22 protein-coding genes are annotated in these 13,312 nt (G+C 46.1%); 2 read left to right on the forward strand and 20 right to left on the reverse strand.

The features are described from left to right. From L5M49_RS08990 to L5M49_RS09055, 15 genes are all read right to left on the reverse strand, one after another. The gene (locus L5M49_RS08990; RefSeq protein WP_263211251.1) at positions 1-210 is read right to left on the reverse strand and encodes a hypothetical protein; all 210 of its coding nucleotides are present in this window, start codon (positions 208-210) and stop codon (positions 1-3) included. A 29-nt stretch (positions 211-239) separates the two neighbouring features. Continuing rightward, the gene (locus tag L5M49_RS08995; RefSeq protein WP_263265875.1) at positions 240-2,237 is read right to left on the reverse strand and encodes a phage terminase large subunit family protein; all 1,998 of its coding nucleotides are present in this window, start codon (positions 2,235-2,237) and stop codon (positions 240-242) included. Further along, a complete protein-coding gene (locus tag L5M49_RS09000) occupies positions 2,212-2,745 on the reverse strand; it encodes a terminase small subunit (RefSeq protein ID WP_263265876.1) in 534 nt (177 codons plus the stop codon). Before L5M49_RS09000 ends, L5M49_RS08995 begins: the two co-directional genes overlap by 26 nt. Continuing rightward, positions 2,699-3,034, reverse strand: a complete 336-nt coding sequence (locus L5M49_RS09005) for a phage holin family protein (RefSeq protein WP_263265877.1) — start codon at positions 3,032-3,034, stop codon at positions 2,699-2,701. The genes L5M49_RS09000 and L5M49_RS09005 overlap by 47 nt, the downstream gene beginning before the upstream one ends. Continuing rightward, complete coding sequence (locus L5M49_RS25330) at positions 3,015-3,263, reverse strand: hypothetical protein (protein WP_411569101.1); 249 nt, start codon at positions 3,261-3,263, stop codon at positions 3,015-3,017. The genes L5M49_RS09005 and L5M49_RS25330 overlap by 20 nt, the downstream gene beginning before the upstream one ends. Continuing rightward, entirely contained in the window at positions 3,145-3,648 is a 504-nt protein-coding gene (locus L5M49_RS09010) for a hypothetical protein (RefSeq protein ID WP_263265878.1), read from the reverse strand. The genes L5M49_RS25330 and L5M49_RS09010 overlap by 119 nt, the downstream gene beginning before the upstream one ends. Next, positions 3,629-4,162: a lysozyme gene (locus L5M49_RS09015; RefSeq protein WP_263265879.1), complete on the reverse strand. Its 534-nt coding sequence runs from the start codon at positions 4,160-4,162 to the stop codon at positions 3,629-3,631. The genes L5M49_RS09010 and L5M49_RS09015 overlap by 20 nt, the downstream gene beginning before the upstream one ends. A 343-nt stretch (positions 4,163-4,505) precedes the next feature. Beyond that, positions 4,506-4,865 carry a DUF4406 domain-containing protein gene (locus L5M49_RS09020; protein ID WP_259213800.1) on the reverse strand — a complete coding sequence of 120 codons (360 nt, stop codon included), beginning with the start codon at positions 4,863-4,865 and terminating at the stop codon, positions 4,506-4,508. 663 nt (positions 4,866-5,528) lie between these two features. Next, the gene (locus L5M49_RS09025) at positions 5,529-5,915 is read right to left on the reverse strand and encodes a hypothetical protein (RefSeq protein ID WP_263265880.1); all 387 of its coding nucleotides are present in this window, start codon (positions 5,913-5,915) and stop codon (positions 5,529-5,531) included. 8 nt (positions 5,916-5,923) lie between these two features. Next, positions 5,924-6,277, reverse strand: a complete 354-nt coding sequence (locus L5M49_RS09030; RefSeq protein ID WP_263265881.1) for a hypothetical protein — start codon at positions 6,275-6,277, stop codon at positions 5,924-5,926. After that, complete coding sequence (locus L5M49_RS09035; RefSeq protein WP_259213806.1) at positions 6,264-6,482, reverse strand: helix-turn-helix domain-containing protein; 219 nt, start codon at positions 6,480-6,482, stop codon at positions 6,264-6,266. Before L5M49_RS09035 ends, L5M49_RS09030 begins: the two co-directional genes overlap by 14 nt. Positions 6,483-6,537: 55 nt before the next feature. Beyond that, positions 6,538-7,800: a tyrosine-type recombinase/integrase gene (locus tag L5M49_RS09040; RefSeq protein WP_263265882.1), complete on the reverse strand. Its 1,263-nt coding sequence runs from the start codon at positions 7,798-7,800 to the stop codon at positions 6,538-6,540. A gap of 2 nt (positions 7,801-7,802) precedes the next feature. Then, complete coding sequence (locus L5M49_RS09045; RefSeq protein WP_263181695.1) at positions 7,803-8,027, reverse strand: hypothetical protein; 225 nt, start codon at positions 8,025-8,027, stop codon at positions 7,803-7,805. A 2-nt stretch (positions 8,028-8,029) separates the two neighbouring features. Next, positions 8,030-8,764: an ATP-binding protein gene (locus L5M49_RS09050; protein ID WP_263265883.1), complete on the reverse strand. Its 735-nt coding sequence runs from the start codon at positions 8,762-8,764 to the stop codon at positions 8,030-8,032. A gap of 2 nt (positions 8,765-8,766) precedes the next feature. Continuing rightward, positions 8,767-9,552, reverse strand: coding sequence for a helix-turn-helix domain-containing protein (locus tag L5M49_RS09055; protein ID WP_263265884.1), 786 nt, complete (start codon positions 9,550-9,552; stop codon positions 8,767-8,769). A gap of 139 nt (positions 9,553-9,691) precedes the next feature. Between L5M49_RS09055 and L5M49_RS09060 the strand changes: the two genes are divergently transcribed. After that, positions 9,692-9,970 (forward strand): hypothetical protein, encoded by a 279-nt coding sequence (locus tag L5M49_RS09060; protein ID WP_263211265.1) that lies wholly within the window; start codon positions 9,692-9,694, stop codon positions 9,968-9,970. 143 nt (positions 9,971-10,113) lie between these two features. Here L5M49_RS09060 and L5M49_RS09065 read toward each other — a convergent pair whose 3' ends face one another. Genes L5M49_RS09065 through L5M49_RS09080 form a run of 4 tightly spaced genes read right to left on the reverse strand, consistent with a single transcriptional unit; the run spans position 10,114 to position 11,357 of the window. Further along, entirely contained in the window at positions 10,114-10,290 is a 177-nt protein-coding gene (locus tag L5M49_RS09065) for an SANT/Myb-like DNA-binding domain-containing protein (RefSeq protein WP_263265885.1), read from the reverse strand. After that, positions 10,287-10,484, reverse strand: coding sequence for a hypothetical protein (locus L5M49_RS09070; RefSeq protein ID WP_263265886.1), 198 nt, complete (start codon positions 10,482-10,484; stop codon positions 10,287-10,289). Before L5M49_RS09070 ends, L5M49_RS09065 begins: the two co-directional genes overlap by 4 nt. Further along, positions 10,484-11,128, reverse strand: coding sequence for a hypothetical protein (locus L5M49_RS09075; RefSeq protein WP_263265887.1), 645 nt, complete (start codon positions 11,126-11,128; stop codon positions 10,484-10,486). Before L5M49_RS09075 ends, L5M49_RS09070 begins: the two co-directional genes overlap by 1 nt. A 34-nt stretch (positions 11,129-11,162) precedes the next feature. Continuing rightward, positions 11,163-11,357 (reverse strand): Cro/CI family transcriptional regulator, encoded by a 195-nt coding sequence (locus L5M49_RS09080; RefSeq protein ID WP_263265888.1) that lies wholly within the window; start codon positions 11,355-11,357, stop codon positions 11,163-11,165. A gap of 84 nt (positions 11,358-11,441) precedes the next feature. On the opposite strand from L5M49_RS09080, the gene L5M49_RS09085 reads away from it, so the two are divergent. Further along, the gene (locus L5M49_RS09085) at positions 11,442-12,137 is read left to right on the forward strand and encodes a helix-turn-helix transcriptional regulator (protein ID WP_263265982.1); all 696 of its coding nucleotides are present in this window, start codon (positions 11,442-11,444) and stop codon (positions 12,135-12,137) included. Here L5M49_RS09085 and L5M49_RS09090 read toward each other — a convergent pair. Next, positions 12,129-13,262: a hypothetical protein gene (locus L5M49_RS09090; RefSeq protein WP_263265889.1), complete on the reverse strand. Its 1,134-nt coding sequence runs from the start codon at positions 13,260-13,262 to the stop codon at positions 12,129-12,131. The two genes, L5M49_RS09085 and L5M49_RS09090, sit on opposite strands and share 9 nt — an antisense overlap. Positions 13,263-13,312 lie beyond the last annotated feature (50 nt).

The following is a 13,312-nucleotide window of genomic DNA, read 5'->3' on the forward strand; positions in this document are numbered from 1 at the left end:
TTAGTTGTTGAAACTGGCGTACTTAACCCCGCCCTGTGGCCGACTAAAGCCATTTAATCGGCGCTCCCACTCAAGCCGACCTTTGCGGATTTCGCCTAGGTCCTCTGTGGTCATCGTCTTGCCGTTGATCGTGGTTTGCTTGCCTGCCAACACATCAAGCTCAGCCTGAAAGTACGCATCGATCATCAGTTGGCATTGGGTTTTGGTCATGCTGTTATCCTTGGCTTTATTGGCATTAACTACAGCCAACCGCCAGAACTGCCACCACCGCCACCGTTTAGGTAAGCAGCATTCGCATTGGCCTGTTTTGCGGCTTTGGGTTTAGGTTCTTTGGGTTGGTTGCTTGATATGGCGATCGGGGTAACTTTTGAAAGCTTGTCGAGGTTGATGCCGAATTTCTCTATCGCGATATACAGCGCGGCTAGGGCGTAAACGAAACAATCTAGTGCCTCGTTGCGGCGTTTTTGGTTGTCCCATTTATATATGATCCGCCCGTTTTTACGCACTGGCACTTTTCGTTCACTGGTGAGCTGTTGCAGCTCAACGTCATCACATACCGCTTCGTTTAACGGGAAGTGAATTGCACCAGGCTTGCGCACATCAACATCAGGGGCAATCCGCAACATCGACATCAACAACTCTTTGGCGTTGTCGGTACCAACCTCTGTTAAGTAAACGCCTTTAGCTGTTCGCTTACGGGGGAAATTGGCGATCGGCTTGCCGTAAACGTTGGCACCTTTAATGGGTATCACCCGCATCAGCCCAAGTTTTTTACTCATACTGTAGACTTCATCGGTGTAGTTACCGCCTGAGTCCCAACATGTTGTCCCGATATTAAGTATTACCCCATCGGCACGGCTATAGCTTTTAGCGATACGCTCAGCCACTTTGTCTGTTAATACTTGGCTTGCAGGTTCACCATATAAAATAAAGCGGTCGATTAATGCCGCCTCTTTACCTGCGCCCCAGCCCCAAATGCGGCCTTCGTAACGGTCGTCTTGGGTGTCGATACCTGCGGTTAAATACACTACCCAATTAGGCACTTTGCCACTCGGGTACATTTCGCGGCGCTTCGCTAATTCTTCCCACTCTAAGCGCTCGCCGTTGTCGTTATCCCATGGCTGGCCTAGCTTAGTGTTGACGAAAGTCTGCAGCTTTTCTTTATCGCCTTTGGCTTTAAAGAACTCAGTAACCAGTTTCGCCCAGCTGTTGAGCGAGTTATAGGCCGACCAGATATGAATCGAGATATTGGGCGGCGTGGTGATGTCGTTTCCGTCGGCATCATAAAAGTCTAAAAAGTCTTTAGTGTGGATGCCGGTGTTTTCGCATATCCAAACTGCGCTTGGGTGCAGCTCCATATCGTCGAGCTGATTGTTTTCGATGCAGCAACCACAGTGCTCACACAGATAATAGGCTGTGCTTGGGTCGTGCTCACCCTTGGCATTTTTATGCCACTTAATCCCAAAGGGTTCTTCAGGGCCACCCCACTTTAAATCCTGCAGTTCGTCGCAGTGTGGGCAAGGCAAGTTGAACCTAAAATAGTGCGGTGATTCGCTGCAGGCTTTTTCAATCTGGCAGGTACCGAGCACTTTAGGCGTTGAACCGCGAATCGACTTAGGGAACATCGACAGTTCGATACGAGTATCACCAAGCGATGTGGCGTTACCTTCGTGCTCGATGGATTCATCAAAACCCGCTAGCTCATCGTAGATCACATCATCAGTGGAGATTTCGCGATAGTTAGCTGCAGCGGTACCACCGCGCACCATCAGCGTTTTGCCGTTGGTGAAAATCTTATCTTCTAGTGTGCTGTCTTTATGTTTGCGGCCCATCCAAGGTGCAAGCGCGCGCCAAACAGGGATGTCACGAATCGCCGTTTCAACGTGCTTTTTCATGAAGGTTTTGGCTTGACCATCACGAGGTTGATAGATCAACACGTTGCGCTTTTTGTGTTCAATCTTGTAAGCAGCGTTAGCCATCAGCATTTTGGTGTAACCGACACGCGCTGACTTCATTAAGTTAAGCGTGCTGATTTGGTCGTTACCCATGGCATTAAGAATGCCAATTTGAAACGGTAAACTTTCCCACTTGCCCTCGGTGTAAGAGGACTCTGACGACATGTAAAAGTGCTCGTCGGCGTATTGTGAACAGGTGAGCATGGGTGGGCGATAGAACGAACGCAGCCCAGCAGCAACGGCAGCTTTCAGATTTTTAATCTGCGCGGCCGATATACTCATCTAATAAACCCTCAATGCCCTCCGCAAGATCGGCGGCGGTGTTTTGGCTTTTAATCACCTCCGCTTTGATAGCGTCGATTGTGCGTTCTGGAATGTCGGGGAATTTGCGTTTTACCCGTATATGTATTTGATCGAGCACTGGGGCAATTTGCGCAGCAATGCGATTTAGCACAAATGTGGCAAAACTAACTTCAACCACTTCTTTGAGGTCTTTTTCGTTTTTAATCTCCTGCCCAACTGCTTGGGCTCGGATTAAGCGCCAGCGTTCGTAGTCCATATCTGGCTTATCGGGATCATCTTCATCGGGTTTAGTGATGGTTTTTTTACGCTCGTTGGCAACTCTGTTACCCACCACATCGGCCATTTTGTATAAACACTCACGGCCGCGCTTGCTGTGCACTGGCACTTCCCATTTATCAAACGCTTGGGTACTTATCTCAAGGCTTTTGCATAGGTCGGTTTTATTCAGTAGAACAGGCTCGGGGATCGGTGGTTGAATGCGGGCCATTAGGATGCTCCACTTGTTTTAGCTGGGCGGCTTTCAGTTGCATGTCGGCAGCGTGAAGTTCTTGTTTGCGCTTTTCGTCTTTTAGTTCTTGGCGGCACTCGCGGCGACGACGGGATTCTTGATAAGCCATGTTCCCCAAATACGTGAGGAAGGCGAGCAATACACCAACGAGGATCCCCACATTATTCATAGTAAAAGCACCTCCCAATGTGCTCATTAGTGACGATATATACGCGCTGAACGTGAGCCCTTTTTGGGTGGCAACATCATTAATGTATGGATTGTTCATGCTGTTTTTCCGTTCGCCATGTTTCGATGTTATGCAAATCGGTATCGCATTTGGTGATCACGGCTAAGAGTTGAATGATGCAATCGGGCAGATCGGCATTAGCATCTGAACTACATTCGGCTGGCAGGCACTGGCTCATTAATGATTGCGGCGGTAACACATATTGGGTCTGCTTGGTGACTACGGTGCGCGCAATAGGCGGCTTGCTTGAGCAGCCGCTTAACATCATCAGGCACAGCAGTATTAGCCCAACTTCGGGTTTGTTCATTGGCTGAGGTCCTTAGTTTTTTAATGGCTTCTCGCTGATCAGCAAGCTGGCGATCAATCTCGGCCTTAACTTTATCGGCTTTTTCATTGAGCGCTAAGGCAAAGGCGTAATCCTTAGCGAGCCTGTCACGCTCGATGGTCTGCGCTTGCAGTTCATCGGTGACAACCGAGAGATCATCTTGCAGCATGCGGTGGTTAACGGCGGCCGTTTCGAGCCGCGAGCTTTTTAACGCGAGGTCAGCTTTAACGGCGGTAAGACTAATGCCAAGTAGCGCTATCACTATGATGAGCGCTGCGATTAAATATAGGTGCAGCGAGCCAGTGGCATTAATGATTTTGTTCCACATATAAATCCTTTAAGCAGATTTTACGTTCTTCTTTGCGGCGTTCGACTAAGCCAGGCAACTTGATATCAGCGGCATAGACAAAACCATTACAGCCGTGTTTACCGCATGCATCGGTGAGCTGGTGACAAGCGGCCACCCGTTCGCCGCGCAGTAACAGCTTGCGCAAGGTGGAGGTTTGAAAGTTACCCGCACCAAAGTTGTAAATCAGACTGAGGTAAGCAGCGTGTTCACCTTCAGTAAGTTGCACCGGATACGTTAGCCGCCGCAGCTGGCGATCAGCTTTGCCTAAATCCTTGGCGTACATTTCAATGCATTGCTGCTCGCTAAAAAATTGGTTGAGCTCAAGCTCAGGACCAGTGTGCCCAAAGCAAGCGGTGATAATATCCACAGGATCCAGATAGGTATGCAGAATGGGCTCGCCGTTCGGCGCTTCGGTGGGAGCAATCAAATTAGCCCCCGCCAGCGCGACAGCAGAAGAAAGCCCCAGTGCCATGAGCTTTTGCTTTAATGACATGGGTCAGTCTCCTTTAAAATGAGGTTAGCCTTAGCGCGGCCAACGGTTAGGTCAACGGTGAGGTAGCCGCCTCTAACAGCTGATGTTTTTAGTGTCTTTCAACGTCCGAGGAGGTATTGATAAAACCTCGGCAACACATACCCACCACGACCACCATTGCAGCGGCCGCTTTTGTTCAGCGGGGGTTGGTCTACACAGAAATACTTTGGCGCTACTGATGCACTAACGGGGCGCGAACCCGACCTGCGTCATGCCGTTATCTTTTCAAGATCGGCCACCTTTCGCTGACTGCGTTGCAATGCGAACTCTCTTTTGCGGTTACACCTGTGAGAAATCAGGCGGCTTAGTAATGGTCCTCACCATTACCACGCAAACCAATAAGCGCTACTTCATGATCAATCCCCTCTTGAAAGACAATCTCTAAGCTCAGTTTTTTAGCTAACGCATACTCCGCTTTGGCACCGTCTGAACTAGCCCAGTTGTCGAGCAAATAGATTCGGTCGCAACACATCAACATCGGCAAACAAATCGACATGTATTCAGCCTGCGTTAAACCATCAGGCAGCGTTGCAGGATTTAACACCACATGCCCAAGCGCACGCTGAACATCGGCAGCCAAATGAAACTCAGGGCGATTGCAATCAATCAACCCAGACATAGGGCCAGCGATATAAACCTTTTTGCGCAAAGAGACACGAGCCATAAATACACCAAATAAAAAGGGCTCCAAACGGAGCCCTTTGAGCGGGAGAGAGTGCAGCCTAGAAACGAAGCTTTAGTAAGCGTATATAAATGTACTCGATTTTAATGGCCTTGAAAGCGCCAAAAGTGACGCTAAAAGCGACAAAAGTGGCGCTGACAAATTTGTAAAGGTGTGATATGTGAAAACTTAATCACATGATTCTTATTGATTTACTTATCACTTAACTGATTTGAATATAAAACCATTCACCTAGCTTTATATTTTTACTTATCACTTAACTGATTTAGTCGTTTAAATAGATTAAGAACACAAGGCATCAAAACCATTTTCCCGAGGCCAAGAAAATGGTCATCACGTAAAAAGCACATAGGTGAAAACGAGATGATCGGAAGATCAAAAAACGATCTAGCAAAGTTGGTATATACAGTCGTACAAACAGCCCATCAAATACGACCAGAATAACGATAGTAAATTTACATATAAATCATAAAGATAGGTTAAATATTTGTTGCGAATAATTCTTTAGATTAAAAGCGTCTCATAAAACAACAACCAACCTCCTAAAAATTCTCATATGTAGTGAAGCACTGCGCGTCACTGCCCCCGCAGTGAAGGCGGCCGGAAGGACCCGCGATCATCCCTGACCGCAACTGATAACAGTTATCAATACCGCGCCTTGGTCGAGCATGGCCTTGCCTTGGCTGGCTTGCGGTTGAAGCTGCGAAACATCTTCCCCCTCGGAGCAGTAAACCCTTTGTAATAAAAATTTTTCAGCATCCATTGCTCTGCAGGCAGTTGTCTGAGCGTAAACTGAATCGAACAAGATGCGACTAGATTGCTCAAAAGAGTGCCTTCTGTTGCCTCAAAACGCTTGTCAAACCCATTACGTGTTACGTGAAAGCATTGTGCATCTGCTTGCTGGCTACTTGGTGGTTGATGGCTAACCAGCCCGCCCACCTTCACCCACTCCTTACCATCACTCCCCAAAAGCGAAATATTACAGTTAGTGCCAATAAACACTCGCTTAGTTTCTTGTTGTACGTTATCCATCACTCACCTCACTTTGCTAATTGGATTTCTGCTCGTCTAAGCCAGTAGATATAAGACTTCTTACTATCGAACCCCATCAATGCCCACTGACCTTTGCACACGTAACAGGTGCGGATTGCGCGCTTGCAATCAATGGATAACACATTGATGATTAAATCAAACTGTGCCACATGCTTGGGTACATCAGGCTCATGAGCGACTGAGCAGCCATACACTTGCACCTCGCCGAACTTATCGCATGCACTACGAGTGGCGAAGCCCTTGCCGAGTTCTTGGAATGCCCAATACCGCCCCCAGGCATTGAGCCCTGCACGAAGGGCTTTCATGTTAATAACTTGCTCTTGCGCATCACATAACCGCATTCGCCACCTCCGTGATCTGGTCTATCGATAAATGAAATACATCATCCACTATTGAGCGCAGGTGGTTATAAGGCACGTTGCTCTTGCCATTCTCCCAACGCTGATACGTTCTGCGGCTTACCCCGTAAAACTCAGCCACTTCGTCCTGAGAAAGCCCCTTAATCGCCCTACCTGTTTTTAGAATTTGTGCAGCTGGATGACTCATAAAACCACCTTAATTTGTGCCATTGCATACTCTTCTGAGGCTGATGCAACGATCATCACAGCCACCCACTCACACCAAGGGTTTGAACACTCCCAACATCCACAGGCGATCTAGGGATTATCTCGGGCGCAACCTCACTAAAACCGAGCGAAATTAAATGAGCGTGATATGCATCAAGCGCACTCAACATGCCCTTATCCAACGTCGAATGAACATAGGTACGCAAAAGCACAGGCAGGGCATGATTAAGCAACCGCTCACCCACCATAGTATCGACACCCATGTCCTGAATAATCGTGCGGCAAAGCTTGCGCAAATCATGCGAGGTAAACTCTTTAAACCGAATCGTCTCACTCCAATAATGCGCAGTGCGCTGGCTAATAGCCCCCACATCACCCGCAAACAAAAACGCCCGCTTACCCACATTTTTAAGCTGCCACTGAAAATAATGCTGAATAAGCGCCTTAGCTGTAGGCGTTAACGGTAGCCGGTGCTCTTGGCGGTTCTTGGCGTTCGCTGCAGGAATAAACCAATACTCACCCGCAAAATGCTCCCATCGTGCCAAACGGGTTTCACCAATGCGGGTACCGAACATCAGCATCAGCATAAACAGCATCGCAACAGGCATCAGCGCATCACGCAAAGCGATGAACAACGGGCCTAAGTCAGACTCCATCAAGCGCGTATCAGGCTTAGGTGATATGGTTAAACTCATCGTCACTCGATACCCCATCAACGGATTAAGCAATAACAACCTAAAATCAGCGGCCAAACTCAAGGCCCGCTTAAGCACATTCACACACAAACGGATGTAATGCGGCGCATAACCCTCATTCAGCATCACCTTCACTAATGCACTATCAACCAGCAAAAACGACAACTCAGCCAAGGCCAGATCACCCAATTTAGGCAACAGCTGCTTACTCATAATCGACTTACAGTTATCGCGCCAGCTCTGGCTTAAGGTCGTATTACCCTCTAAATGATTGCGATACCAAACCAGCAAATCAGTCACAGTCGCAAACTCACCGCGCAACACATCGGCGCCAGCACTGCGCTTAGCCAACATCACAGGTAAATCCGCTAAAAACGTCTTAATGCACATGCTTGGCCACACGCCTTGCTTCTTCCAAACCGTTTTATCACCCTCATTAATCACCAAATGCACACTCGCCTTAGACCTATCTGCCGTTGCCCGTAAACGCAGCTCAGGAAACTGTGGATCACGAAAATCCCGCGTCAAACCGCCACGTAACCAACGGCGCAGCGATGCCTCGTTCAACTTACCCACCTCAACCCCGCTCGATGGCTTAACCATAATCACGCCTCCAATCGATATTCAAACGTATGCCTAGTGCCGTCACGCAGCCGCTTACAGCGCTTATCCAGCGGCATATCCCTAAAACGCGCACTTAACGCAGTTTCGCTATCAAACTTACCAAAGCGGGTTAAACACTCCTGCTGGATTTCAAACAAGGTCCAATAACGATTACCCGTGATGATCTTCTGCAACCGTTGCAACTGAGTTAATGGTTTAGTTGACATAATTAAGCCCCCTTGCCGCGAAAACTCGGCCAATCAAACTTAACTGCCACAGTAGCCGCATCAAGCAGACGCTCATAAGCCCGCTCACCCAACACCTTTTGCAACTCAGCAGTATCCAAATTAGTGATAAACCCTGTCGATTTAAGGCCGTATAAGCGCTTATCGATGATCCGCGTTAACCACAGCATTTCGTCAACACTGCCGCGCTGTAATCCAATCTCATCGATGATCAACAACTCAGGTCGCATAAATTCAGCAATCAAACGTTCCTCACTCAGCGAACGGTCGTTATAGCTCTCACGTACCCGCGCAAATAAATCCATCACACTCAACAACACAACAGAGTGATGCCTTGCCATCAACGCATTGGCGATCGCCGCAGCCAAATGGTTTTTCCCCGTGCCAGGCGTACCGATAAACAAAAAACCCTTACCCACCGCCGACAACTCAACAAACTTCTCCACAAACCGCTTAGCAACATCAAGCGCCTTACGCTGATCAGCACGTTCAACCTTATAATTTTCAAAGGAACAACTTAAAAAATGCGCATTTAGGCCACTCTTGCCAAACAAAGCATTATTCAAACGTCGTCTATGCTCATCCGACTTGATCACCTCATCACGGCGTTGTAACTCGCGGATTTTTTGACGATGAACCTCAGGCGGATCAGGCTGAATATGCTTAGGTGCCCCTAATCTTTTTAATAACTTACTCACTTCGCTGCTCATATCCATCATCGTCACAGCTCCGTATTAAAAAAGTCGCCAATCGAATCAAAACGCCCGCCAGTCTCACTGTGCACCGCAATACCCAAATGCGCACAGGCAGCCTTAGGCAACGGTGTTAGCCAATGGCGTTCGCGGATAAACTTGGTAATACCCAACACAAACTGGCCGTTAGCACTAAAGCCCCAACTCGGTTCAACAGCCACCGCGTTCTTCAGCCACTCAACCGCCAACACACAATCTTGGTCAGTCAGCTTTTCAGACTTCCACGCTTTCCACGCAGCAGCATCCGAACCGCCTTTGCGGTGGGCTGGATATGCTTTGAAAAACGCATTGAAAACCGACTTAGCACTCGTTGTAGGACAAGAGTCTTTTAAAGGATCAATGATAGATTCAAGATTGATAGATTCTGGGTGAACCTGATTCACTAGGGGTAGTGAATCAGGTTCACTAGCTGGTGAATTTAATTCACTAGGGGGTAGTGAATCAAATTCACCCGATGAACTTAATTCACTCACTGTTTTTAACTGTGGAAAGCTAAAATTAATATGAAAAATATTAGTCGAATTGCCCTTTTCTCCTGCGCGATACTCACGCCGTAAAAATCCATCTTCCTCAAGCTTTTTGACATGAGCCATCACACTGCGACGAGTGATTTCACACTGTTCAGCAATAGATTTATAACTCGGCCAGCACTCGCCCTGATCATTTGCGTTATCCGCCAATTTAATCAGCACCAGCTTACGCAGTGGATTACCTACCTTGGCCTTCATCGCCTTAACCATCAATTCCATGCTCATAAGCCACCACCAAGCATAAAATTGACTAAAACAAAATAAATACCTAACATGATCATGCCTCTCAAGGTATTAACCCCGTATCGTCGCCAAACAACAGCGGGGTTTCTTATTTAAAAAATCTAAGCGCAAAGGAATTGCCATGACTAAAGCCACCCGCACGACAGAACACTACGAACAAAGCAAAAAACTCTATGAAGAGCTTGGTAAGCAAGCCTACTCACTCGACGTATTTGGTGACGCACTGGCCGAACGCGAAAAATATAAAGGAGTGACAGGCATAGACGCTGTGCACCTGTATATCTGCTTAAAATTTTGTTGGAAGCCAAGCGATGTTCGAGCGATGACCGAGCAAGATCTTCGATTCTTACTGACTCAAGAAATGCACAATTGGACTTTGCCAAAAGAAGCGCGCGTGTAGACTCACAATCCGTTGTCTCGGCCTGTGATTTTAAACAGGCCGCTTTACAGCGCAGGATGGTAATATCACTACGAACCATCGGTTCTAAATCATCCAAACACTTATCACTTAACTGATTTTGATTAGTCATATCGCACCTCAAATCAATCATTAAATTTACAACCCGCGTCATAAAGTCGCTCGCAAATCGCCTCTGCACTGGTAGTCGGTGCGTTTCTAGCAATCTTAGCCATACGCTTAATCATTTGGGCTCGATGTAACTGCTCAAACGCCTCACGCTCCTCAGGGGTTTCAATCAAAACCTCATCGAAATAGCTCATCGTTTCGCTCTCCGCTGTTCACGTTCAAAATCATCGCGGCAATCGGCATCACAAAACACCACGCCATCAACCGGAGCCTCACACCAATGGCACATGCCAGTAACGGCTCTAGGCGCAGGCAAATCACGCTTAGCCAATGCAATATTCAAATGCAAATCGGCCAACTTGTTTGCATCATCAACGTTATCCGACATCAGCCCACCTGCTCGCTTTTGCGCAACTCAATAGAAGACGACTTATCAGCACAACCGGAACGCGCCAAAAACGGATAAGCCAACTCAAGTGCCGCCATGCTCATCTGAGTTGTCGCCGCCGACTCTTTTAACTCACGGTGCGCCACCACTAACTGCTCACGGCTTGGCTCAGTCCCTAAATGAATCACTGCCACTTGTGCCTCGCTGTTTTCCTTAGTCAAAATAGCAGCCATATCAACCACTTTAAGCACATGACCATCACGCATAGAGTCAGCAATCACAGTCACACCAGTACAACCAAACACATCATTCAAATACTGCACCCGCAAATGTTCAGGTAATGCCGCCACTAACGCCTGTTCAACATGAAACAAGCGCTCAGCTTGTGGATGTTGCCCTTCGTACTGACCCAACCAACGGAACAGCTTTTGCGCATTAACCCGGGCATCGTTGTGCACATCATCAGTGTGAGCAAAGCTAATGCCCTCAGTGGCTAACACTTCATTCAAGCCAAGGCGATCAACCGCAGCCACAAAATCCATCGCCAACGCAAACCGATTCATTTTCGGCAGTTCTAACACACGGTGAATAGACTTCATTAATAGATTCAAACGACTAACATTCATACGTGAATTGGTTTTCATGCTAAATACCCTCTCTCTGCTAATGTAAAACAAGTTAAGCGGCCTGCTCTGGATTGGCTAACTGCAACGCAGTCGCCTTCAGTTGACCACCCGTTAAACGCTCAATTTGAAAAGCGCGAAGCTCAGGAACGTCATCACCCCATTGGGAAACTGAGGCAGGATTAATCCCAAGCGCTTTGGCTAATTTCGATTGAGAACCATAAAATTTCACCGCTTCTTCTTTAGTCATAGGTAGGTTTCCACACCATAAAAATAAGTTTACTTACGATATAAAGAAAGGAAACTTTTGTCAACTGAAGATAAGATCACTTACATGAAAACACTCGGTCAGCGCATACGCGAAAAGCGTAAAGATTTAGGTATTACCCAAAAAGCACTAGGTGCTTTAGTTGGGGTTTCTGCTGTTGCTGTTACACAGTGGGAAAAAGATGAAACTGCACCAAAAGGCGCAAACTTATTCACTTTGGCCAAATCATTAAAATGTGATTTAAGTTGGCTTCTAAATGGTGAGGTGGCTACAAAGCCTGAGTCGAATGCTGAATGGGCTGGCGGCTTTGAAACATGGGACAGTAATACCCCATTAGGTGATGATGAAGTGGAGATACCCTTTTACATGGAGGTAGAACTTGCCGCTGGTGCAGGAATAGCAGAAGCGGGGGAATACTATGGCCCCAAGCTGCGCTTTGCTAAATCAACCCTTAGGGGGCAAGGAGTCAGCACACCTGATGCCGTATGCGTAAAAGTGGCAGGTAACAGCATGGAACCCGTATTACCCCACGGTTCAACCGTTGGAGTAGACACCTCTAAAGTTGATATTATCGACGGCAAAATGTACGCCATTAACCACGACGGCATGTTGCGCGTAAAAATGCTTTATAAGTTACCAGGGGGCGGATTGCGCCTACGCAGCTACAACACAGAAGAATGGCCAGACGAACATCTGGACACTGAAAAACTAAAACACATCAAGATCATCGGTAAAGTGTTTTGGTACTCGGTATTAATTTAGTCTGCACGTACAACCAATGTAATATGGTGGAGCTGTTTTTATTGACGCTAAAGGCATTGTTTTAATATTTTTACTTTTGCATGAATCACATCTGTTAATGCCTAACTTATTTCTGCTATTGTAACCAAAATCTTTTAAATTACGCTCAGCAATAAAAAACGTGTTAATAATCATCTTTGACTTTATTATGTTGAAATCATAACAGTCCTGTAGCACTTTCCCATTTTCTAAATTTAAACAAAAAAGATTCTCGCAAGGCCATTTTTTAAATAAACGCTCTTTGAATTCAGGGTGGTTAATAGCAAACTCATGCGCTTTATTCACTCGATGTAACTTTTCAGTGAGCACATCATTAAACATCTCATTTACATCTTTTACTCTTAGCATTTCTACAAGTTTTGTAAGGCTGATATCATCACCTCTTACCGCGAAGTCATCCCTAACCGCTCTATGCCATTTATCATAGTAAACATCATCTTCATCATCAACAACATGAACACCGTTAAACTTATACCTATCCATTAAAAACTTTAAGTAATAACAATCTTCAACAAAATTAGGTGATTTAATAAAATCTGTAATTTTTTCTATTTCTTTATCTTCAAATTTAAAATCTGGCAATTTAAACATTTCTAAGCAGATTTTTTTATTCTTTAAAAATTCATGCTCATTTAATTCGGTTTTCAATTCTTGATAATCCATAAGATCACAATGTGCATCAGTAAAAAACAAGTCAAAAGTAGTACACTTTACTTTGTGAACGATAAATAAATAACAAAGGATATAAACTGATTTGTAATTGCTTTCATACTCATCATAAAATGGAGCATCATCTAGCACCTTTCTAATAAGATTGGCAACCTCAAGATCGACATTAGAAAAAACAAATTCAAAAGGTGCGCCTTTGTTTAATATCACCTGTTCATTGACCGCCACAACATCACTACCTTCGATACCAAATGGCACATAATCATCAGCGTCTACTTTATCGCATGGTTTTTTCTGCTCTATAGTGCGTTGTTTGACCTCGTTCTCTGCCCATTCAGAAGCTTTCCTCCATAAATGCGCGATAAGAAAAAACAACAGCAACAAAGCCCACACCCAAAATACAATCGCAAAACCCATAAACCCTCCTTAGTTCAATGCCTTAATTTATATCACCCCTTGCTGTAAAA

This window comes from Shewanella sp. SM74 (assembly GCF_025653725.1).
In the GTDB taxonomy this organism is placed as follows: Bacteria; Pseudomonadota; Gammaproteobacteria; order Enterobacterales; family Shewanellaceae; genus Shewanella; species Shewanella oncorhynchi.

Excerpts from the sequence above, each read along its gene's own strand:
- L5M49_RS08990 (WP_263211251.1), bottom strand. The coding sequence starts at position 210 with ATGACCAAAACCCAATGCCAACTGATGATCGATGCGTACTTTCAGGCT.
- L5M49_RS08995 (WP_263265875.1), bottom strand. The coding sequence starts at position 2,237 with ATGAGTATATCGGCCGCGCAGATTAAAAATCTGAAAGCTGCCGTTGCT.
- L5M49_RS09000 (WP_263265876.1), bottom strand. The coding sequence starts at position 2,745 with ATGGCCCGCATTCAACCACCGATCCCCGAGCCTGTTCTACTGAATAAA.
- L5M49_RS09005 (WP_263265877.1), bottom strand. The coding sequence starts at position 3,034 with ATGAACAATCCATACATTAATGATGTTGCCACCCAAAAAGGGCTCACG.
- L5M49_RS25330 (WP_411569101.1), bottom strand. The coding sequence starts at position 3,263 with ATGATGTTAAGCGGCTGCTCAAGCAAGCCGCCTATTGCGCGCACCGTA.
- L5M49_RS09010 (WP_263265878.1), bottom strand. The coding sequence starts at position 3,648 with ATGTGGAACAAAATCATTAATGCCACTGGCTCGCTGCACCTATATTTA.
- L5M49_RS09015 (WP_263265879.1), bottom strand. The coding sequence starts at position 4,162 with ATGTCATTAAAGCAAAAGCTCATGGCACTGGGGCTTTCTTCTGCTGTC.
- L5M49_RS09020 (WP_259213800.1), bottom strand. The coding sequence starts at position 4,865 with ATGGCTCGTGTCTCTTTGCGCAAAAAGGTTTATATCGCTGGCCCTATG.
- L5M49_RS09025 (WP_263265880.1), bottom strand. The coding sequence starts at position 5,915 with ATGGATAACGTACAACAAGAAACTAAGCGAGTGTTTATTGGCACTAAC.
- L5M49_RS09030 (WP_263265881.1), bottom strand. The coding sequence starts at position 6,277 with ATGCGGTTATGTGATGCGCAAGAGCAAGTTATTAACATGAAAGCCCTT.
- L5M49_RS09035 (WP_259213806.1), bottom strand. The coding sequence starts at position 6,482 with ATGAGTCATCCAGCTGCACAAATTCTAAAAACAGGTAGGGCGATTAAG.
- L5M49_RS09040 (WP_263265882.1), bottom strand. The coding sequence starts at position 7,800 with ATGGTTAAGCCATCGAGCGGGGTTGAGGTGGGTAAGTTGAACGAGGCA.
- L5M49_RS09045 (WP_263181695.1), bottom strand. The coding sequence starts at position 8,027 with ATGTCAACTAAACCATTAACTCAGTTGCAACGGTTGCAGAAGATCATC.
- L5M49_RS09050 (WP_263265883.1), bottom strand. The coding sequence starts at position 8,764 with ATGATGGATATGAGCAGCGAAGTGAGTAAGTTATTAAAAAGATTAGGG.
- L5M49_RS09055 (WP_263265884.1), bottom strand. The coding sequence starts at position 9,552 with ATGAGCATGGAATTGATGGTTAAGGCGATGAAGGCCAAGGTAGGTAAT.
- L5M49_RS09060 (WP_263211265.1), top strand. The coding sequence starts at position 9,692 with ATGACTAAAGCCACCCGCACGACAGAACACTACGAACAAAGCAAAAAA.
- L5M49_RS09065 (WP_263265885.1), bottom strand. The coding sequence starts at position 10,290 with ATGAGCTATTTCGATGAGGTTTTGATTGAAACCCCTGAGGAGCGTGAG.
- L5M49_RS09070 (WP_263265886.1), bottom strand. The coding sequence starts at position 10,484 with ATGTCGGATAACGTTGATGATGCAAACAAGTTGGCCGATTTGCATTTG.
- L5M49_RS09075 (WP_263265887.1), bottom strand. The coding sequence starts at position 11,128 with ATGAAAACCAATTCACGTATGAATGTTAGTCGTTTGAATCTATTAATG.
- L5M49_RS09080 (WP_263265888.1), bottom strand. The coding sequence starts at position 11,357 with ATGACTAAAGAAGAAGCGGTGAAATTTTATGGTTCTCAATCGAAATTA.
- L5M49_RS09085 (WP_263265982.1), top strand. The coding sequence starts at position 11,442 with ATGAAAACACTCGGTCAGCGCATACGCGAAAAGCGTAAAGATTTAGGT.
- L5M49_RS09090 (WP_263265889.1), bottom strand. The coding sequence starts at position 13,262 with ATGGGTTTTGCGATTGTATTTTGGGTGTGGGCTTTGTTGCTGTTGTTT.